We start from the raw sequence: 19,707 nt of genomic DNA on the forward strand, positions 1-19,707 counted from the left end.
ACTCCCATTACCGTAACCAAATTCTGAACTTCACTTCAAAAAAGTATCAATTGAAACTATTCTGGTATCGCATATACCACTTTGAATCGTTCGAGCACCAGAACAGTTTCTCCGTCAAAGACATTTCCCGTCTCCGTGGCTCGCCTCTTAAAGAACTCTGTATGGGCTTGTTTCCATTCTTCGTACGTGCCCTCTCCTTCTGCAAAGGCAAATACGACGGGAACATCCCGAAAAGCCGATAAGGTTACCGAGCTCATTTGGATCAAACAGGCAGGCGCGCCCTCAAAGTCTGTCAGGATGTGATAGCTGCCCTCTAACGGGATAGCTTCATTGTCAGCCTCATAATCAAACAAAGCACCACATGTCGCCGTCTTTGCCCCAGAAATCACGAGCTTAAGCAGATCATTAGCCAACTCAGCACTATCGCCAAAAGACCATGAAGCAAAAGAGGCGTCCCAGTCCTCCGCCGGGATATACTCCCGGCAAGATTTCCAAAACGCCTCGATCTTATCTTCTGAACCAGTACTCGGCACAGACACTGTCTGTATCAGGTATCCAAGAAGCTACGCAGTTTGCGTGAACGACTTGGGTGCTTGAGTTTACGCAGAGCTTTCGCTTCGATCTGACGAATACGCTCACGTGTCACAGAGAACTGCTGACCAACTTCTTCCAAAGTATGGTCGGTGTTCATGCCGATACCAAAGCGCATACGCAGTACGCGCTCTTCACGTGGGGTCAAGCTGGCGAGAACGCGGGTTGTGGTCTCACGCAAGTTTGACTGAATCGCAGAATCCAAAGGAATAACAGCGTTTTTATCTTCGATGAAATCACCGAGATGACTGTCTTCCTCGTCCCCAATAGGGGTTTCAAGCGAAATCGGCTCTTTGGCAATTTTCAGGACCTTACGCACTTTTTCAAGCGGCATGCCCAAACGTTCTGCCAATTCTTCCGGCTGTGGTTCGCGGCCAATTTCGTGGAGCATCTGACGACTGGTACGAACCAGCTTGTTGATGGTCTCAATCATGTGAACCGGAATACGGATTGTCCGGGCCTGATCCGCGATAGAACGCGTGATCGCCTGACGGATCCACCAGGTAGCGTAAGTAGAGAACTTATAACCACGGCGATATTCAAACTTATCGACCGCCTTCATCAGACCAATGTTACCTTCCTGAATAAGATCCAAGAACTGAAGGCCACGATTGGTGTACTTCTTGGCAATAGAGATCACGAGACGAAGGTTGGCTTCAACCATTTCTGTCTTGGCGCGACTGGCTTCTTTTTCGCTGGTCTGCACGACTTTAACAGTCTTGCGGAATTCAGGAATTGGCAAACCGACATCATCGGCAACTTTTGAGATGCTGCCGCGAATTTTGACAATATCGTCAGAATAGCGTTCAGCGAATTTATCCCAGCCCTTGCCTTTATAGGATTTGATTTCTTCGAGCCAGTTCGGATGAAGTTCACTTCCGAAATAGGTATCGAGGAATTCCTGACGGGCCACACCAGATTTTTCAGCCAAACGAAGAAGTTTACCTTCTTGAGACATCAAATTTTTGTTGAGGCCGTAGAGCTGATCCATGAGCTGTTCGAGACGATTGGAGTTAAAGTGAACCCCTTCCATCAACTCGATCATTTCATGTTTCATCTTGTCGTATTTTTTCTCGACGGAATCCGCAACTTTTTCACCAGCAAGCAAGGATGTCAGGCGCTTTTCCTGGATCTTGTTCATTTTCTGCTGATGATCGGCAATGTTTTCCAACATTTCGAGAACCTGCGGCAGAAGGGCTTCTTCCATGGCAGCAAGAGACATATTGTTCTCTTCGCCATCGTCGTCGTCATCATCTTCCGACTTTGCACCTTCGCCTTCTTCACCTTCTGGCGGAGCAGGCTTGTCGTCATCGTCGTCGTCGACTTTTTCACCTGGCTGCGAGACGAGTTCATCATCAACGTCGGCTTTGTCGCCAGCACCGGATTCTTCAAATGCAATATCATCGTCGTTCGGGCCGCCACCATAGGTCGCGTCCAAATCGATAATATCTCTAAGAAGTAAATTACCTTCGATCAGGCCTTCACGCCAATGCAGCAGTGAGCGAATGGTCAGGGGACTCTCACAGATCCCCCCAATCATCTTATCGCGGCCAGCCTCAATACGCTTGGCAATCGCAATCTCGCCTTCACGAGAAAGCAGCTCAACCGTACCCATTTCACGAAGATACATCCGGACAGGATCATCGGTACGCCCGACTTCCTCTTCCTTGACATTACCAACGACGGCTTCGTCAGCTTTTGTTTCTTCATCGACGGCTTCGTCTGATTCTTCATTCTCGACAACATTAATGCCCATCTCTGAGAGAAGGGCCATAATGTCTTCGATTTGTTCAGAAGACATCTCATCTGAAGGCAAAACCTTGTTGAGCTCATCATAAGTGACGTAGCCAACTTCTTTTGCCTTCGCGATCATCTTCTTGACGGTCGCTGATGTCACATCCATCAGCGGTGCGTCCGAAGACTCTTCGCGAGTTTCAGTGCTTTTTTCAGCGGTTTCGGTCGCCTTGGTTACCATGTTAACCTTGTACCCCAAATAGCAATTCAGCACGCCAGCCTATTCGATCAATGGCCAACGCGCCCTCTCTAAACGCTCAGTGACTTTCTTCGAAAGCATCTGGATCGTAACTATCTAAATCGATAGAAACTCCTGATGTTTCCTGCCGAAGCTGCTTATGCGCCTCCAACTGAGTCAATCCCGTTTCGTCCATATTCGCCGCAAATTCACGACTGTGAACTCCCTTATCCTGCTCTGCCTGTTTTTCACGGAACATAGCCGCAATATGCGTCACGCCATGCTCAGCAGCGGTGCTGTCTGTAGCTGGTCTCGCAAATTTACCGTGATCCAAAACAGCGGGGCTCAAGAGTTCATCCAATAATCGAGAATATCCCTTATCGCACAGTTGGCATTTAAGTGCCTCTCTGTCAAGATCTGGGTCACGTACAATTGCATCAACAAGATCTTGTAATACCCCGTTGAAGTCCTTGCTTGGAAGCCTCAAAGTCGCCAGATCCTCTAGCTGTATGGTCAATACACCGGGGTGATTTATCAAAGTAGCCAATAAAACTTGTTCCTGGCGCCGGGCTAATAATCGTGGCGACATATTAGATCTTGGCAATCTGGGGTCCGGATCGAACGAATCCTTACCTCGGCCGTTGCCCTTTCCCCATGTGCCACGATTCTGTTTTTTGCCAGCCTGTTTATTATAGGGTTTATTGTATCCCTGACGCGGATTATTCGAATAGGGTGCCTGACCATAATTTTGGCCAGAATTTTGATCAAATCCCTGGTTAGGGAAGCCTGGATTTCCAAATCCTTGATCTGGGTATCCCTGATCCGGATATCCTTGGCCAGAATACCCCTGATTAGAGTATCCCTGCTTCACATTCCCGCCTGTTAGTCCATCAAAACGGCGGAACATATCTTTCTGGTATTCAAACTTCAGATCTTTATCTGTGATAACACCAACCTGTTTTCGCAGATCCGCCTTAAGCGCCGCGCGCCTCTCAGGAGTTTCAATATCAACCCCCTCTGTCGTTTTCTTCCACAACATCTCTGAAAGCGGCCGCGCTTTGGTTAAATACTCTCGCATCGTTGCGGAGCCCTGAGTTTGTATCAGGCTATCGGGATCTTCGCCTTCAGGGAGCGTCGTAAACTTGAGCGACTTTCCCGGTTGAATAATGGGCAATGCACGATCCACAACACGGAAGGCCGCGCGAATACCTGCGGTATCCCCATCAAGACACAGAGTAGGCTCTGACACCATGCGCCAAAGCTCTTGAATTTGGTCTTCTGTAACAGCAGTACCTAAAGGAGCAACAGATGCAGGGAATCCAGCCTGTGACAGGGCGATCACATCCATATAGCCCTCTGTAACAATAACCTCGCCCATATCATGTGCGGCCTGCCGTGCATTCGCTAGGTTGTACAGCACCTTCCCTTTATGAAACAGGATGGTTTCAGGAGAGTTGAGGTACTTGGCTTTACTATCCCCTAAGGCACGGCCCCCAAATGCGATAATACGACCTCTTCGGTCCGTAATCGGGAACATCAGGCGATGATTAAAGTATTCCCAGAATTCATCACGCTTGGGGCCATCAGAGCGACCATTATCTTGGTTCTGCTTGATGACACCGACATCAATCAACTGTTGATCATCAACCCCACGGGCATTCATCGCTTTACGCAATAACCCCCTTTGAGCAGGCGCCAGACCAAGGCGAAAGCGGCTCACGGTTTCAGCTCGGAGTCCCCGTCTATCGATATACTCACGTGCTTCTTTACCACCACTGCCGGCCAGTTGTTCTTCGAACCAGCGAGCAACTTCTTCCATGACATCATATAGACTGGCGCGCTTTTGAGAACGTTCAGCTTCTTCTTTACTCGCCTTGGGAACTTCCAAACCAGCCTGATCTGCAAGTCGCTCAACCGATTCAGGGAAAGACAGCCCCTCTGTTTCGGTAACAAAGGTAATGACATCTCCATGGGCGCCACAGCCAAAGCAGTGGTAAAACCCCTTGTCGTCATTAACTGTAAATGAAGGGCTCTTCTCATTATGGAAAGGACAAAGCCCACTAAATTCACGTCCCCGTTTAATCAGCTTCACCTTACGGCCAACCACACCGGAGACTGGAACGCGTGCGCGCAGTTCATCCAAAAATTCTGGCGTGAATGACATTGAAAGGCGAGTTCCCAAGCGGCAGTCCTTTAGATAACAGCTAACAGTTTATCACAGCATATAATGCTGCTCTACATTTACATGGGTAGAAAGTTCATTTGCGTGAAAAGATTTGAGTAGAAAAGAAAACAGAACCCGATGGTCGCCCAGGGGTTCTGTTTTAATAGATATAGTTGGTTATTTTAAACCAGCTTGGTTTTTACAATCGCACTCGCTTTACCAAAATCCATCTTACCAGCGTACTTACCTTTAAGCGCACCCATGACCTTGCCCATATCTTTGATGGAATCGGCCCCGAGTTCGACAATAAGATCGGCTACGATTTGTTCGACTTCTTCAGCAGACATCTGCTTAGGAAGGAAACCTTCAATTACCGCAATCTCACTTTGCTCACGCTCAGCAAGTTCTGTACGACCAGCTTTTTCGTACATTTCGATAGAATCTCGTCTTTGGCGAATCATCTTCTGGAGCATTTCCAGAACATCTTCTTCACCTATAGGATCACGACCCTCGCCTCGCGCCGCAATATCACGGTCTTTTAGTGCAGCCAAAATAAGTCTAAGCGTTGAAATCGCTTGCTTATCTTTGTTACGCATCGCGTCTTTGAGAGCGTCATTCAAGCTGTTACGTAGCATTTTTTGCCCCGAACATGTTGGAAAGTGTGAGAACCTACTCCATAAAAAAGAAAATGGCAAAGATTTATAATTCACCTAAGGTATTGATATTAAATGATATATTCTTTTCCTCTTTTTCTTGACGTCCAAGGGACTTATGCTTATACAAAGGCCTCAGCTAATAAATCGCTGACGCTTTCGTCTGCCTAGAGGACGCCCCATCCATGAGTACTATGAAATCGAATGAAACCCATGTCGCACAGACAGGGGCTATTGATTCTGCCTGCAAACAGCCTGCAGGAGCTACCGCCGCTTTGGTTCTGGCCAATGGCCAGGTCTTTTGGGGGAAAGGTCTTGGAGCTGAAGGAGAGGCCGTCGCAGAAGTTTGTTTCAATACTTCTATGACCGGCTATCAGGAGATTCTGACCGATCCATCCTACGCCGGCCAAATCATTACCTTTACCTTTCCACACATTGGTAACGTTGGAACCAATGATGAAGACATCGAAACGGTTACTCCGTCTTCCCGTGGTGCCATATTCCGAATGGATATCACGTTGCCTTCCAATTGGCGCGCGACCCGGGATTTGGATGCCTGGCTTAAATCTCATAATTTGAGTGCGATTACTGGCGTGGATACACGTGCACTTACCCGCTTGATCCGTGACAGTGGCGCGCCTCACGGCTGCATAGCCTATCACGCTGACGGTAAGTTCGATCTAGAGGCCCTACGCCAACAAGCAGCTAGCTGGCCTGGCCTAAACGGTATGGATTTGGCCAAAGATGTTACCTGTGCACAAACATCAGACTGGAATGAAAAACGTTGGGACCTGTCTGACGGATACCAAAATCTTTCAGATCCGGAATTTCATGTGGTCGCGGTTGATTTCGGTGCAAAAAGAAATATCCTCCGGTCTCTCGCGTCCCAAGGCTGCAAGGTAACTGTGGTTCCGGCTAACGTAACAGCAGACGAAATTTTGGCACACAATCCTGATGGTGTCTTCCTCTCCAACGGTCCAGGCGATCCTGCCGCGACGGGGGAATACGCGATCCCGATGGTAAAAGATTTGTTGGCTCACGAAGACCTACCAATTTTTGGTATTTGTCTCGGCCACCAAATTCTGGCTCTGGCACTTGGTGCTGATACCAAGAAAATGCACTTGGGGCATCGTGGTGCAAACCACCCTGTAAAAGACTTCACCACAAACAAGGTGGAAATCACCAGCCAAAACCATGGCTTTATGGTTGATAAAGAAAGTCTTCCTGAGAACGTCGAAGAGACCCACATATCTCTCTTTGATGAAACCAATCAGGGCATTCGTCTCAAAGGACGGCCGGTATTCTCGGTTCAATACCACCCAGAAGCATCACCTGGCCCTCAGGATAGCCAATACCTATTCAAGCGGTTCCGTGATCTCATGGTAGCCCGCCAGAAATGATTTATTGTGGCGGCGCTGATAAAAAAGCGGCCGCCACTGCTTTAACAGACAGCTGAACAGCTTAAGAGCCATTGCGGCCAGATAAGCAAACAGACAAAAGATGAGCAAAGCAGACCATGCCTAAAAGAACAGACATTAAATCAATCATGATCGTCGGTGCTGGACCGATCATCATCGGTCAGGCCTGTGAATTTGACTATTCAGGCACTCAAGCCTGTAAAGCCCTGCGCGAAGAAGGTTACCGGGTTATCCTGGTCAACTCTAATCCTGCAACGATTATGACTGACCCGGGATTGGCTGATGCAACTTATGTCGAGCCGATCACACCGGAAATGGTCGAGAAGATCATCATAAAAGAAAAACCCGATGCGCTACTCCCAACTATGGGTGGACAAACAGCTCTTAATATCGGCCTTGCACTAGAACATTCCGGTGTTCTCAAAAAGCATGGCGTCGAAATGATTGGCGCCAAAGCTGATGTTATTGAAAAAGCCGAAGATCGCCTGCTTTTCCGTACCGCAATGGAAAAAATTGGCCTTAAGTCACCACGCTCAAGTGTTGCCAACACTTATGAAGAAGCGCTGGTTGCTCTCGAAGAAGTTAAACTCCCAGCTATCATTCGCCCATCATTCACAATGGGTGGTACTGGCGGGGGTATCGCTTACAATCCGGAAGAATTCGAAGAGATTGTCAAAAGCGGCTTGAAAGCTTCTCCAACAACAGAAGTTTTGGTAGAACAATCTGTTCTCGGTTGGAAAGAGTATGAAATGGAAGTTGTTCGCGACAGCGCGGATAACTGCATCATCATCTGCTCTATCGAAAACGTTGATCCGATGGGTATTCACACCGGTGATTCAGTGACAGTGGCACCCGCTCTGACCTTGAGTGATAAAGAATACCAAATCTTGCGCGACGCTTCGATTGCCTGTCTACGCGAAATCGGTGTGGATACCGGCGGCTCTAATGTTCAGTTCGGTATGAACCCTGAAAATGGCGAACTGGTCGTCATCGAGATGAACCCGCGTGTATCTCGGTCTTCCGCTCTAGCTTCAAAAGCAACAGGTTTCCCGATCGCGAAAATCGCGGCCAAACTTGCTGTTGGTTACACTCTGGATGAGTTGAAAAACGATATCACCAAAGTAACACCGGCTTCCTTTGAACCAACAATTGATTATGTCGTCACGAAGATCCCACGTTTCACCTTTGAAAAATTCCCTGGCGCAGAAGACTATCTGACGACAGCGATGAAATCAGTTGGTGAAGCGATGTCCATCGGTCGCTGCTTTGCGGAATCCGCGCAAAAAGCTTTGCGTTCCATGGAAACCGGTTTAACTGGCTTCAACGAAGTTAACATTCCCGGTGCTGTGGATAGTGATGGTAATGTCGATAAAGACAACGTGCGCTCTTTCCTGGCCAAACCAACCAAGGACCGGATGCTAACGATTGCGCAAGCCATGCGTCACGGTCTTTCTGTTGAAGAGATCTTTGAAGTCACCAAGTTTGACCCCTGGTTCCTACGCCAGATCGAAGATGTTGTGACACTGGAAGAAGATGTACGCCAAAATGGTCTTCCTAAAGATCGTCAATCTTTCCTCAATTTGAAGAAAATGGGCTTTGCTGATGAACGCTTGGCAGAAATCACAGGCCAGACGGAAAAGGAAGTTTCTGCTCACCGTCGCAGCCTAGATGTTCTACCAGTGTTCAAGCGGATCGACACCTGTGCGGGTGAATTCCCATCAACAACACCTTATATGTACTCTTGCTACGAAGGTGATGGCGTCAACCCAGCACAATGCGAATCAGAACCAACCAGCCGGGATAAAATCATGATCCTCGGTGGTGGACCTAACCGTATTGGCCAGGGAATCGAATTTGATTACTGCTGTGTTCACGCCGCTTACGCTCTAAGCGAAGCGGGTTATGAGACCATTATGGTCAACTGCAACCCGGAAACAGTTTCTACTGATTACGACACTTCTGATCGCCTCTACTTTGAGCCGCTCACAGGCGAAGACGTTATCGAAATTGCACGTAAAGAACAGAGTAACGGCACCCTTAAAGGCGTCATCGTTCAGTTTGGCGGCCAAACGCCATTGAAGCTGTCTCAAGCTTTGGAAGATGCCGGCATTCCTATTCTCGGAACCTCTCCTGACGCGATTGATTTGGCTGAAGACCGCGAGCGTTTTCAGCAGCTGCTGCAGAGTCTAAATCTTCGTCAGCCTGTAAACGGTACCGCAACGACAAAAGAAGAAGCTTTTGCTGTCGCAGAGAAGATTGGTTTCCCTGTCGTCATCAGACCATCTTATGTTCTGGGTGGCCGTGCGATGGAAATCATTCACGAAACTCCACAGCTTGAACGTTACATCAATACTGCGGTTCAGGTTTCGGGTAAAAATCCTGTTCTCCTTGATAGCTATCTTCAAGATGCCATCGAAGTTGATGTTGATGCGATTTGTGACGGAACCGAGGTTTTTGTCGCAGCCATCATGGAACACATCGAAGAAGCTGGTATCCATTCTGGAGATTCGGCTTGTTCACTGCCTCCTTACAGCTTGTCACAAGACATTATTGCCGAGATTACAGACCAGGCAAATAAACTGGCTCTGGCTCTGAACGTCGTTGGCCTCATGAACGTTCAGTTCGCGGTTAAAGATGATGTGGTTTACATCCTGGAAGTTAATCCTCGCGCCAGCCGTACAGTTCCTTTTGTGGCAAAAGCAACTGGCAATGCGGTAGCGAAGATTGCATCTCGGGTTATGGCTGGAGAAAAACTCGCAGACATCGAGCTCATTCATGATCGTGGCGATCACATTGCCATCAAAGAAGCTGTGTTCCCGTTCAATCGCTTCCCTGGCGTTGATGTCATGCTTGGCCCTGAAATGCGCTCAACTGGCGAAGTCATGGGGCTTGATACTTCCTTTGGCCGTGCATTCTTGAAATCACAGATGGCAGCTGGTGTTACCCTACCAGACGAAGGCACCGTATTTATCTCGGTCAAAGACCGCGACAAAAAGGTAATGGAATCTCTCGCTGGCGATCTTATCAAGATGGGTTACAAGCTTGTCGCCACCAGTGGCACGGCAACTTATCTTCAAGACAAGGGTTTTGAAGTAGAAAAAGCCCTGAAAGTTCGTGAAGGTCGCCCGAATATTGCCGACAGCATCAAGTCTGGTCAGGTTCATTTGATTATCAATACAACCGAGGGCGCAAAAGCGATTGCGGATAGTTTTGATATCCGCCGTGGCGCCCTGGATACCTCGGTTCCATACTTCACGACAGCCAACGGCGCACGCGCCATGGTAGAAGCTTTGAAAGCAAAACATGAAGGGCTACTTGAAGTCGAGCCACTTCAGGCTTACTTTAGTTCTTCGTTCTAATTTAAACGGCTCCCGATTCTACCCTTTAGTGAGGCGGAATCGGGAGTTGCTATTTGTATAAACGCCTGGAAACGCGAATGAGTGAAAAGTTCCCTATGACCAAGGAGGGCTTAGTCCGCCTTGAAGAAGAGCTACGTAACCTGAAGGTTGTCGAGCGCCCTGCTATTATCCGTGCCATCGCTGAAGCCCGCGAACACGGCGACCTTTCTGAAAACGCTGAATATCACGCGGCCCGTGAAAAGCAGAGTTTTACTGAAGGCCGTGTTATGGAGCTCGAAGCTCGCATATCACGTGCAGAGGTCATTGACGTTGCCGCCATGTCCGGTACGACAGTTAAATTTGGTGCCACGGTCACAATCGCCGACGAAGACACGGACGAAGAATCCACATACCAATTGGTTGGGGATTTGGAAGCCGACGTAAAAGCTGGACGTATTGCCATTACCTCACCAATTGCGCGTGCGCTAATTAGTAAGGAAGAAGGAGATTCCGTAGAAGTACGAACTCCTGCTGGCGACAAGGGTTATGAGATCGTAAAGATCGAATACATCTAAGCTTAGATGTAACCCCATGACCAACCCGGCACGTCACAAGATGTGCCGGGTATTTTTGTTTAGTGAGTTTTTATAAATGCTGCTTAAAAAAGAATTTTATTATATTCGCCACGGACAAACCGACTGGAACGCTGCGGGACGTATGCAAGGCTTTACCGATATCCCCTTAAATGAAACCGGGCGCCAACAAGCCTATCAAGCTGCAGAAGCGATAAAAGGCACCGAGATTGCCACTATTTGTGCCAGTCCCCTTGGCCGAGCTTTGGAAACCGCAAAAATTCTCAATGAAGTTCTCAATTGCGAACTCATCATCCTTGATGATCTCAAAGAAGCGGGATTTGGCAATCAGGAAGGCCTTGTGGATGACGGCTGGTTCGAAGCCTGGAAAGACGGAGAATTCACCCCAGAAGGAGCCGAGACAAGAGCCGCTTTTATAGAGCGTGCCACCGCAGGCATTAACAAAGCAATTGATCGCCCCGGACCGGTTTTGATTGCGGCACATGGCGGCCTCTACGGTGCTATCAAGCATCATTTTGGCATCCCCGACAATCAAGTTTTACCAAATTGTGCCCTTGCTCATCATGCGCCTCCGACAGCTGAGCACCAAAACTGGCAACTTCGCTTCGTGAACGAAGGTTAGGTCAATAACAAAATCGATTTGAGTGTGCTCCCTTAATCAGGAGCACACTCAATCTGATCTTAAGCCCAGAGCCTGTCCATTTCTCCGCGCATATACTTTTTAAGAGACATTTTTCGCCCGGTACTGTGATTGATCGCGACATCATCCTGAAAGCGTAAGGTAACGGATTTATCACCGCGCATGCCGCTTCCAATCTGGGATTTACGATTATGCGCTTCCACACCGGCTCTTTTACTTGCCTCATACGCTTCAAGCGTTACCAGTAAAGCATCTCGTGCTTGTCGAAAGTTGTCTTCGCGTTTGCGGCCCTGACGCGCTTCGGTAAAGCCTGTTTCAAGGTGTTTTATACGGCAACAATTCTGAGTTTTATTCCGGTGTTGCCCGCCCTTGCCTGTGCCAGAAAACCAGTCCACTTTGAACTTATCATCTGCCCAGACCGTAAGAATACCACTCCCAAATCCCTTTTGATCGGAAGACAAAACAGCGACAGTCACAGTTGAAGTGTGCACACGTCCGCCGCGTTCCGTTACCGGGACACGCTGGATACGATGGCCACCACTTTCTTGAGTGAGTTTGTTTAGTGAAACGCCTTCGACTTCCAAGGCAATTTCATGATACCCCGCATCACTGGGTCGTTTCCGAGCGATGCGATATGTTCAGCCCTTGCGGAGGAACAGCTTACAATAAGCATCGGCAAGTTCGCCGACAAATAACTTACTATCATCCCCACCTTCAGCGGCGCGAATTTCTATGATCTTCTTCATGATTGATACCTCCATTCATAACAATCAAGCGGCCAAAACAACATAGGGCTGTGAAGAGTTCAAGGATTAAATTTTAATTGGGCTAGCGGTACGCTTGGGGGTGAGGACTTAACTCTTATTAGAAAGCCCTCATTAATCTCACCAATTAGAGTCCGAACACCTTCACGAGAAAGGCATCCATCAATGCGACTTCCTTCAGGCGCTCAAAACGACCAGAAGCGCCACCGTGTCCTGCAGACATGTTGGTTTTGAAGATCAGGTGATTGCTATCCGTTTTTAGCTCACGCAATTTTGCTACCCATTTGGCAGGCTCCCAATAGGTCACGCGCGGATCTGTAAGGCCTGCTGTCACCAACATGTTTGGATAGGCCTGAGCACTGACATTATCCACTGGCGAATAGGACTTGATGTAATCATAGGCGTCTTTTTCTGCGAGGGGATTGCCCCATTCAGGCCACTCAGGAGGCGTGAGAGGCAGAGTTGCGTCACACATCGTGGTCAAGACATCGACAAAAGGCACATCTGCCACAATAGCCTTGAAAAGGTCTGGACGCATGTTGCTAATTACGCCCATGAGCATGCCCCCTGCACTGCCGCCATGCGCTGCGATTTGCCCCTTAGAAGTATAACCTTCAGAGATCAAATGCTCGGCCGCAGCAATAAAATCGATAAAGGTGTTTTTCTTTTTATCCATCTTGCCATCGAGATACCAGCCATAGCCCTTATCCGTCCCTCCCCGAATGTGAGCGATGGCATAAACAAAGCCACGGTCAACCAGGGAGTAGCTGTTGCGCATAAACCCAGCAGGAATTGAATTACCATAAGAGCCATAGCCGTAAAGCAACAAAGGAGCTTTTCCATCCAGAGGCGTATCTTTGCGATAAAGCAGAGATATCGGCACCAGTGCCCCATCATGAGAAGGCGCCATCAAGCGCTTGACTTCATAATCATCGGGATTATGTCCGCTTGGGATCTCATCTTCTTTACGCAAGACCCGTTCCCGACTTTCCATGTCATAGTCGTAAACCTGGGCTGGCGTGGAAAGTGATGAGTAGGTAAAGCGCAAGGAGGTCGTATCGAACTCATATCCTGCTGACATCCCAAGACTATAGGCTTCTTCATCAAAGGAGATAGAGTGTTCTTGCCCGTCTGAAAAACGGGTAATGACAATACGTGGCAGACCTTCTACACGTTCCAAACGTGTCATATGATCCTTAAAGAGGATCTGGGTTAAGACCAGAACACCAGGCTGGTGTGGGATTAAGTCTTTCCAGTTTTCACGAGTTGGCTTATCAAGTGGGGTCTCACAAATTTTGAAATCAACCGCGTCATCCGCGTTGGTCAGAATTAACAACCGCTCTCCATGGTCGCTGACTTCATATTCAATGCCCTCCTCACGGACAGAGACGACACTCGGGGCCGTTACCGGCTGATCAGCAGGGATCAAATACACTTCAGAGGTCTGATGATCGTGGGCCAATATCTGCACAAAGCGTCCGGATTCACTTTTGCCAATACCAATAAAGAACCCAGGATCTGATTCTTCATAGACCAGGACATCCAGCTCTTCATCATCGCCAAGCATATGGCGAAGGACCTTTGACGGCCGGTGATTATCATCGAGTACGGTGTAGAACAGAGTTCTGTTATCCGCTGCCCATACGACGGAGCCAGACGTGTTTTCAATCAAGTCATCCAGTTCATCACCAGTGTCGAGATCACGTACTTTTAAGCTATAATATTCCGATCCCTTTTCATCCACACTATAGGCGACATAGCGATGATCAGGACTGTGGGAACAGCTTGCAATCTGGAAAAAATCTTTGCCTTCGGCTTCTTTATTCCCATCCAAGAGTACGACTTCGTCACCGCTTCCTGCAGAAGGTTTACGGCAAAAAATAGGATGTTGAGCCCCTTCCTCGTAGCGAAGATAGTAGAGCCAGGAACCGTCTGGAGCAGGTACGGAAGAATCATCTTCCCTAATGCGCCCCTTTAACTCTTTAAACAGCTGATTTTGCAAATCTTCCTGATCAGCCATGACCGCCTTACAATAACCGTTCTCCTGTTCGAGATAATCTCTGATATCAGATGATAGCTTGTCAGGTTGGCGCATAACTTCCTGCCAGTTATCCGCCCGTAACCAGGCATAAGGATCGTCCCTGTGATCACCATGAAGCTCATGGATCATAGATCTTTTCTCCGCCATTGGGGCAAAGCTGTTCTCGGATACAGGGGTATTGGACATGGTGGCTCCGTCTGGGAATCAAAAAGTTCTGGTATAGAAGCTTTAAATGGTTACATCATGAGATGAAACAAGAAATGCTTTAGAGATATTCGTACCTGATAATCCGATCAGATACAGCGAGAGGAACATCCGTGACAAACGTGGTAAACTTGAAACAATTTCGCAAAAAAAAAGCACGCGACGCCAAGGCTTCACAAGCTGCCGACAATCGTGTTGAATTTGGTCGCACCAAAATTGAAAAGAAAATCTCAGAATCTGAAAAAAAACGCGACAAAAAAAAGATCGATGATCACAAGCTGGATAAAGACAGTTAACCCAGACTAATCAGGTAACTCGGACAAATCAGGCCCAAAAGCTATCTTTAGGATATCTCCTCCCAAATTACAGAGAGAAGCATATAGCGTTTTCTATCGAGATAGAGTTGGACACAAAAAAAGCGCCTTAGATCAGGCGCTTTTTGCTTAACGTCGTAAAGACTTACTTCACGTCGATAGAAGCTACTTTCAACTCTTTAGATTTCTCGCGATAAAAGATATGACGACCAATTGTTGGCCCCTTATCAAAAGCGGTACGCCACTTTGGACTTACATAGTCAGCGTGATACCAAAGGGCACCTTCGCTCACATCATTTGAAACGCCCCAATAAACAAAACGTGCTAGTTTTTGGGCTTCATCCCAAGAGGCTTGATCTTTAATGTCGTCTTTTTTGCCATCACACCACCAGGAGAACTGGCAGCGATTTAAACGCGATCCGCCCTGCTGCACCACACCACAAATGGTCGAAGGGAAACGCTTGCTTGAAACACGGTTAAGCACAACGTGTGCGACCGCACGTTTTCCGCTCACAGGCTCACTTCGGGACTCAAAATAAATATTCTGCGCCAGGCATTCTAATTCAGTGTCGTAACTTGCTTGGGTCGGACGGCGGCGTTCAAGTTCCGGTAGCACAGCGTAATCACGCGCTAGTATCCGGACATCTACAGGGGCAATGAAGTCCCCTTCTGTGACCTGAACAGCCAATGTATTTTGTTGAGCATTCGGCGCAAGAACACCTGCGCTAATAGCCACAGCAAAAAGGAAGGAAGAAATACCGTACCAATGACCACGGAATTGACCACGCAATCGGTAACCTATCCGTTTAATCTGTCGTAAACCACGTCTCATTATTAAGTACCTCAGTTTTAAAAAATATAACTTCAGCAGCTTTTTCAAGCCCGTGCTCACACAGCCTGTGTCATTGTGAGCGCCCCCGATATGGGGATTAAATTCAAGCAAACAACCTCGTGCTGTTCGTTGATGACAAATCTTTACAAGAGATTAACATCAAGAGTCAAAGAAATATTTATCATGAATTCGCGACAAAAACCACATAAAGTACTTGGCTATTACATGACTACTCAAGCTCAATTTAGCCATTACTTACAAAAACCACCTTTTACTTTAAATAAAAAATAACCAGCCATGCACAAATCGCATAGTCCCCATGCCATCAAATGAAACAGAGTACAATTTACTGTGACAAAATTGGGGTCGAGTGTACGTAATCTTACGAACAAAATAACCATCTGTTATATAAGAGTTATTTTTGATTTTTGAAATTATTTTTATTTTTCGCCTCTATTTGGCAACCCTAAATTTTATTTTAACCCGCTTTAGTGGCAAATTTACAACAGGAATAAACTATGGTTAAAAACATCTTTTAACGGCCTCGCTTTATTTACCTTTTTACTTAAAACGTTAACTATATTGTCATTTCAAAACCCATAGCCTTCTGTGGATTCACAAGCATTTGATACCTGCAATAGGGGGACATACTTATAGATTTATCTTCCTAACAGTGATAAATGGCTACACACAGAACAACCGGGGAAATCTGATCGATGAACAAATTCGTTAAAATTGCGAGCATCACCGCAATCACACTTGCCGTACTCATTGTTGGCGGCTTTATCTTTGTCTATTCATCTCTTGATTCTATCGTTAAGGCCGCTGTCGAAAGCATAGCCTCTGATATGACCCAGACAGAGGTCACACTTAACGACGTCGAGATTTCACCAACGACGGGCCAGGGGAGCTTACGTGGTTTTACCATGAGTAACCCGGATGGCTTTAATTCTAACGAAGCTTTCCAATTCGAAGAAATCTCCGTCAAAATTGACATCACTTCATTAACTGAAGATGTCATTGTGATTAATGAAATCAGGATTAACGCCCCACATATCACTTATGAAGTCGGTCCAAAAAAGAGTAACATCGATACCATCAATGAAAATGCTCAGGCCCATGGCAAAAGCGAAGAAACAACTGCTACAGAAGAGGAAGGCCCAAAATTCATCGTTGAGCATCTCTACCTGAATGACGGCGAAATCTCTGTTGCAGCAGCCCCTCTCGGAGACAAAACCATCGACCTGGATCTTCCCAACATCCACCTGACAGACATTGGTAAAGGCGATAACGGTGCAAGTCCTGAAGTGATTTTACAAGCCGCAGTCGGCGCTGTGACGCAAAACATCACAGGTGCTTTAGGATCTGTTGACCTGAAGGGCCTCGCAAAAGGGGTTGCTGATGGCGTCACGGGCGTAGCAGATGGCGTCGTAAGCGGCGCGTCAACCGTTACAGATACAGTGGGCGATGCAGCCTCGGGAGCAACAGACGGCATCAAAGACGCAGCTGATGGTGCAGGTGACGCCCTCAAAAGCTTACTTGGTGACTAGACACTTACCTTGTCACGAGACGGTAAGTTGGTAATGAGGCTGGGACAACCAGTCTCATAATACTATATTAGAAATGGAGCCTCATGGGCTCCATTTTTTTATCAATAGTTCGCCTTGCACCTCAGCTACTTTGGGAGTACCTCAATTAAGAAGAAAAACATCTAGGGACTGCACCGCAGGTGTCGCACAAATAAATGGCTGATCATACTTCTCAGGTACAAATCGTTGGCCAGGTACAGATTGTTGGAGGCGGACTTGCCGGTTTAAGTCTCGCAGCAGCCCTGGGAACCGCTGGCATAAAGACTCTCTTAATTGATCTTGAGCCAGAACCGAGTGACACACCTTTTGAAGACGCAAATGACAATAGAACAACCGCGCTTATTCAAAACTCGATAAATCTACTCAATGCTTGTGGCGCCTGGAAGGGCTGTGAAGATTATGCAACAGCCCTGACGGTTATGCGTATTGTTAACCTTCCCCGCGGTGCGCAAAAACATTCCAACTCCACTGACTTTGATTCTCGTGAAATTGAGAACAGTCCCTTTGGGTTCAATGTACCCAACGCCGTTTTGCGCCGGGTGCTATTCGACCGCCTGCTAGCGCTTCCCTCTGTCACCCATTTGACATCCACAAAGATGGATAGGATGGAGCAGACTCCAGAAGGTTATTCACTCCACCTCTCTAACGGACAAAATGCAGTTGCCCCCTTAACCATCGGAGCCGATGGTAAAAATTCAGCTTGCCGCAAAACCGCAGGTATCAAGAGCATGTCTTGGCCTTACCCGCAAACTGCAATTACCTGTTACATTGAGCACAGCAAACCTCATCAAAACGTTTCAACAGAAACTCACTATCCCGTAGGTCCTTTTACACTCGTCCCCATGATGGGCAAACGGTCTTCCATCGTCTGGGTCGAAGATACCCGGCTGGCAAAGAAATATCTTGCGCTGGACAAGGAGGCGTTTGAGCAGGAACTTAAAAATAAGATCAAAGGACGACTGGGAACCATCAATTTATTCGGCAAACGAGGCGGCTTTCCTATCTCTGCCATGCTTAGCGATAGTTTTTACGGTAAAAACCTTGCCTTGATTGCAGAAGCAGCACATGCGTTGCCACCAATTGCAGCCCAGGGTCTTAACCTCAGCTTACGAGACGTTGCGGTCTTGGCAGAACTTCTCATTGATCACAATAAAGCAGACAAGGCCCTCAATGATATTGAACTGCTAAAAGAATACGACAGAGCAAGGAGCTTTGATGTTGTTTCAAGACTTGCCGCGGCTGATGGGTTGAACCGTTTTGCGTCAAATGACAGTGCTATTCTCCACAAAGTCAGGGATATAGGCCTTTCAGCAGTGCGCAACTTTTCACCCCTGCGCCACTTGATGATGAAATCAGGAATGACCTCTCCCCTTGGCACACCTAGCCTCATGTCGGGTAAAGAAATCAAATAAAACTGGCCTATTTTTGTCGTAATCCTTACTTCATGTGACGCTCTAACTTAATGCAATAAAAACATATGCCCTTATGTTTGGCTTGAATTTACTATATACATTTAAAGATCGAATTTCGGCGACCCGAACTCTACTAATAAGAATATAGCAAAATAAATAATCCCCACCTCAGGAGGTGAATAACTTGGACCTGCGCCAATTGGAATTACTCTGCGCTCTGGCGCGCGAAAAGCACTTTGGGCGAGCGGCTAAAAACTGCAATATATCCCAACCAGCTTTTTCGGCGAGAATTCGTCAACTCGAAAACGAGCTCGGCGTTCCCATAGTTAAAAGAGAGAGAAGCTTTCAAGGCCTTACAACTGAGGGCGAGCTTGTCGTATCAACGGCTCAACGCATCTTGGCTGAGGCCCGAACTCTTAAACAGTCTCTAAGCCAGATGAGCAAAGGCCTGGCAGGTCATCTCCGCATCGGGGCTATTCCTTCTGCTATGCCTATGATGTCTCTGATCAAAAATCCTTTTTGCGAAGCTCATCCAAATATAACAATTTCACTCTTGTCTCTTTCATCTGCTGAAATCCAACTTGGGCTCGAAAAATTTGATCTTGAAGTCGGCGTTACTTACCTCGGCAGCGAACTGAGTTCTAACGTGGAAAGTCACGAGCTTTACCAAGAAGAATATTCTTTAATTCACAAAGCCGATGGCCCCCTGAAAGATCACGACACCATTACGTGGCAAGAAGCAGCAGGCCTGCCTCTCAGCCTCTTAACGCGGGACATGCAGTACCGCAGACTTATCGACAAAACCTTTGAAGAGCTCGATTGTTTCGTTACGCCGCAGACCCAAACCAACTCGATTACTCAGTTGCTGCACGAAACTCGATTTGGCAACACATCAAGTATCGTGCCCATCAGCCTCATTCATGTGCTCAGAAATTTAGAAGGCGTTGTCGCCATTCCACTTTCAGAACCTCGCCTAATTAATAAAATTGGCATGATAATCGCTAAACGTGAGCCAAGTTCTCCAATTGCGAAGGAATTCTTTAAGCACACCAAACGTCAGGATGTTGAAAAACTACTCCGTGAAGCTGGGGAAAAATAATCGGCAAGAAGTGAAGATCCTTACGGACTTATATGTATGACAAATATTTGGCAATATTTGGCTGCATCAGGTTTCAGTGTTTT

General features: G+C 47.3%; 15 protein-coding genes and 1 pseudogene. 8 read left to right on the forward strand and 8 right to left on the reverse strand.

Translation table 11 applies throughout. The features are described 5' to 3' along the window. Positions 1-56: 56 nt before the first annotated feature. The 4 genes from ACOGW3_RS26950 to ACOGW3_RS26965 form a co-directional block, all read right to left on the reverse strand. Positions 57-533 carry an ASCH domain-containing protein gene (locus ACOGW3_RS26950; protein WP_419905751.1) on the reverse strand — a complete coding sequence of 159 codons (477 nt, stop codon included), beginning with the start codon at positions 531-533 and terminating at the stop codon, positions 57-59. A 14-nt stretch (positions 534-547) separates the two neighbouring features. Then, positions 548-2,566 carry an RNA polymerase sigma factor RpoD gene (gene rpoD, locus ACOGW3_RS26955; RefSeq protein WP_419905752.1) on the reverse strand — a complete coding sequence of 673 codons (2,019 nt, stop codon included), beginning with the start codon at positions 2,564-2,566 and terminating at the stop codon, positions 548-550. 76 nt (positions 2,567-2,642) lie between these two features. Further along, the gene (dnaG, locus tag ACOGW3_RS26960) at positions 2,643-4,727 is read right to left on the reverse strand and encodes a DNA primase (RefSeq protein ID WP_419905753.1); all 2,085 of its coding nucleotides are present in this window, start codon (positions 4,725-4,727) and stop codon (positions 2,643-2,645) included. A 182-nt stretch (positions 4,728-4,909) separates the two neighbouring features. After that, positions 4,910-5,362, reverse strand: coding sequence for a GatB/YqeY domain-containing protein (locus tag ACOGW3_RS26965; protein ID WP_419905754.1), 453 nt, complete (start codon positions 5,360-5,362; stop codon positions 4,910-4,912). A 212-nt stretch (positions 5,363-5,574) separates the two neighbouring features. On the opposite strand from ACOGW3_RS26965, the gene carA reads away from it, so the two are divergent. The 4 genes from carA (at position 5,575) to ACOGW3_RS26985 (ending at position 11,351) form a co-directional block, all read left to right on the forward strand. After that, on the forward strand, positions 5,575-6,780 hold the full coding sequence (gene carA, locus ACOGW3_RS26970) for a glutamine-hydrolyzing carbamoyl-phosphate synthase small subunit (RefSeq protein WP_419906001.1): 1,206 nt from the start codon (positions 5,575-5,577) through the stop codon (positions 6,778-6,780). A gap of 116 nt (positions 6,781-6,896) precedes the next feature. After that, positions 6,897-10,157: a carbamoyl-phosphate synthase large subunit gene (gene carB, locus ACOGW3_RS26975; RefSeq protein WP_419905755.1), complete on the forward strand. Its 3,261-nt coding sequence runs from the start codon at positions 6,897-6,899 to the stop codon at positions 10,155-10,157. 77 nt (positions 10,158-10,234) lie between these two features. Continuing rightward, entirely contained in the window at positions 10,235-10,711 is a 477-nt protein-coding gene (gene greA / locus ACOGW3_RS26980) for a transcription elongation factor GreA (RefSeq protein WP_419905756.1), read from the forward strand. Positions 10,712-10,787: 76 nt separating this feature from the next. Continuing rightward, complete coding sequence (locus tag ACOGW3_RS26985; protein WP_419905757.1) at positions 10,788-11,351, forward strand: histidine phosphatase family protein; 564 nt, start codon at positions 10,788-10,790, stop codon at positions 11,349-11,351. A 59-nt stretch (positions 11,352-11,410) separates the two neighbouring features. On the opposite strand, the gene ACOGW3_RS26990 is transcribed toward ACOGW3_RS26985, so the two are convergent. The 3 genes and pseudogenes from ACOGW3_RS26990 to ACOGW3_RS27000 form a co-directional block, all read right to left on the reverse strand. Continuing rightward, positions 11,411-11,860, reverse strand: a complete 450-nt coding sequence (locus ACOGW3_RS26990) for a peptide chain release factor-like protein (RefSeq protein WP_419906002.1) — start codon at positions 11,858-11,860, stop codon at positions 11,411-11,413. Then, positions 11,849-12,130, reverse strand: a pseudogene (locus tag ACOGW3_RS26995) (PCRF domain-containing protein); the annotation flags it as partial. The gene ACOGW3_RS26990 and the pseudogene ACOGW3_RS26995, both read right to left, overlap by 12 nt. Before the next feature lie 130 nt (positions 12,131-12,260). Next, positions 12,261-14,360, reverse strand: coding sequence for a S9 family peptidase (locus ACOGW3_RS27000; protein WP_419905758.1), 2,100 nt, complete (start codon positions 14,358-14,360; stop codon positions 12,261-12,263). Positions 14,361-14,491: 131 nt separating this feature from the next. Between ACOGW3_RS27000 and ACOGW3_RS27005 the strand changes: the two genes are divergently transcribed. After that, positions 14,492-14,674, forward strand: a complete 183-nt coding sequence (locus ACOGW3_RS27005) for a DUF4169 family protein (protein ID WP_419905759.1) — start codon at positions 14,492-14,494, stop codon at positions 14,672-14,674. A 163-nt stretch (positions 14,675-14,837) separates the two neighbouring features. Here the strand turns inward: ACOGW3_RS27005 and ACOGW3_RS27010 are convergent, their stop codons facing one another. Then, a complete protein-coding gene (locus ACOGW3_RS27010) occupies positions 14,838-15,524 on the reverse strand; it encodes a cell wall hydrolase (protein ID WP_419905760.1) in 687 nt (228 codons plus the stop codon). Positions 15,525-16,240: 716 nt separating this feature from the next. Here ACOGW3_RS27010 and ACOGW3_RS27015 point away from each other — a divergent pair. The 3 genes from ACOGW3_RS27015 to ACOGW3_RS27025 all read left to right on the forward strand — a co-directional run bounded on the left by ACOGW3_RS27015 (position 16,241) and on the right by ACOGW3_RS27025 (position 19,624). Next, a complete protein-coding gene (locus ACOGW3_RS27015; RefSeq protein ID WP_419905761.1) occupies positions 16,241-17,074 on the forward strand; it encodes a hypothetical protein in 834 nt (277 codons plus the stop codon). Positions 17,075-17,268: 194 nt separating this feature from the next. Further along, positions 17,269-18,525, forward strand: a complete 1,257-nt coding sequence (locus ACOGW3_RS27020) for an FAD-dependent monooxygenase (protein ID WP_419905762.1) — start codon at positions 17,269-17,271, stop codon at positions 18,523-18,525. A 184-nt stretch (positions 18,526-18,709) separates the two neighbouring features. Next, positions 18,710-19,624 (forward strand): LysR family transcriptional regulator, encoded by a 915-nt coding sequence (locus tag ACOGW3_RS27025; protein ID WP_419905763.1) that lies wholly within the window; start codon positions 18,710-18,712, stop codon positions 19,622-19,624. The last annotated feature ends 83 nt before the right edge of the window (positions 19,625-19,707 follow it).

Origin of the sequence: Kiloniella sp., assembly GCF_965205715.1 — a bacterium.
Classification (GTDB): Bacteria; Pseudomonadota; Alphaproteobacteria; order Kiloniellales; family Kiloniellaceae; genus Kiloniella.

Bases quoted from the DNA above. Each gene is read 5' to 3' on its own strand.
- ACOGW3_RS27020 (WP_419905762.1), top strand. From the start codon at position 17,269: ATGGCTGATCATACTTCTCAGGTACAAATCGTTGGCCAGGTACAGATT.
- dnaG (WP_419905753.1), bottom strand. From the start codon at position 4,727: ATGTCATTCACGCCAGAATTTTTGGATGAACTGCGCGCACGCGTTCCA.
- carA (WP_419906001.1), top strand. From the start codon at position 5,575: ATGAAATCGAATGAAACCCATGTCGCACAGACAGGGGCTATTGATTCT.
- ACOGW3_RS27015 (WP_419905761.1), top strand. From the start codon at position 16,241: ATGAACAAATTCGTTAAAATTGCGAGCATCACCGCAATCACACTTGCC.
- greA (WP_419905756.1), top strand. From the start codon at position 10,235: ATGAGTGAAAAGTTCCCTATGACCAAGGAGGGCTTAGTCCGCCTTGAA.
- ACOGW3_RS27010 (WP_419905760.1), bottom strand. From the start codon at position 15,524: ATGAGACGTGGTTTACGACAGATTAAACGGATAGGTTACCGATTGCGT.
- rpoD (WP_419905752.1), bottom strand. From the start codon at position 2,566: ATGGTAACCAAGGCGACCGAAACCGCTGAAAAAAGCACTGAAACTCGC.
- carB (WP_419905755.1), top strand. From the start codon at position 6,897: ATGCCTAAAAGAACAGACATTAAATCAATCATGATCGTCGGTGCTGGA.
- ACOGW3_RS26965 (WP_419905754.1), bottom strand. From the start codon at position 5,362: ATGCTACGTAACAGCTTGAATGACGCTCTCAAAGACGCGATGCGTAAC.
- ACOGW3_RS27000 (WP_419905758.1), bottom strand. From the start codon at position 14,360: ATGTCCAATACCCCTGTATCCGAGAACAGCTTTGCCCCAATGGCGGAG.
- ACOGW3_RS26985 (WP_419905757.1), top strand. From the start codon at position 10,788: ATGCTGCTTAAAAAAGAATTTTATTATATTCGCCACGGACAAACCGAC.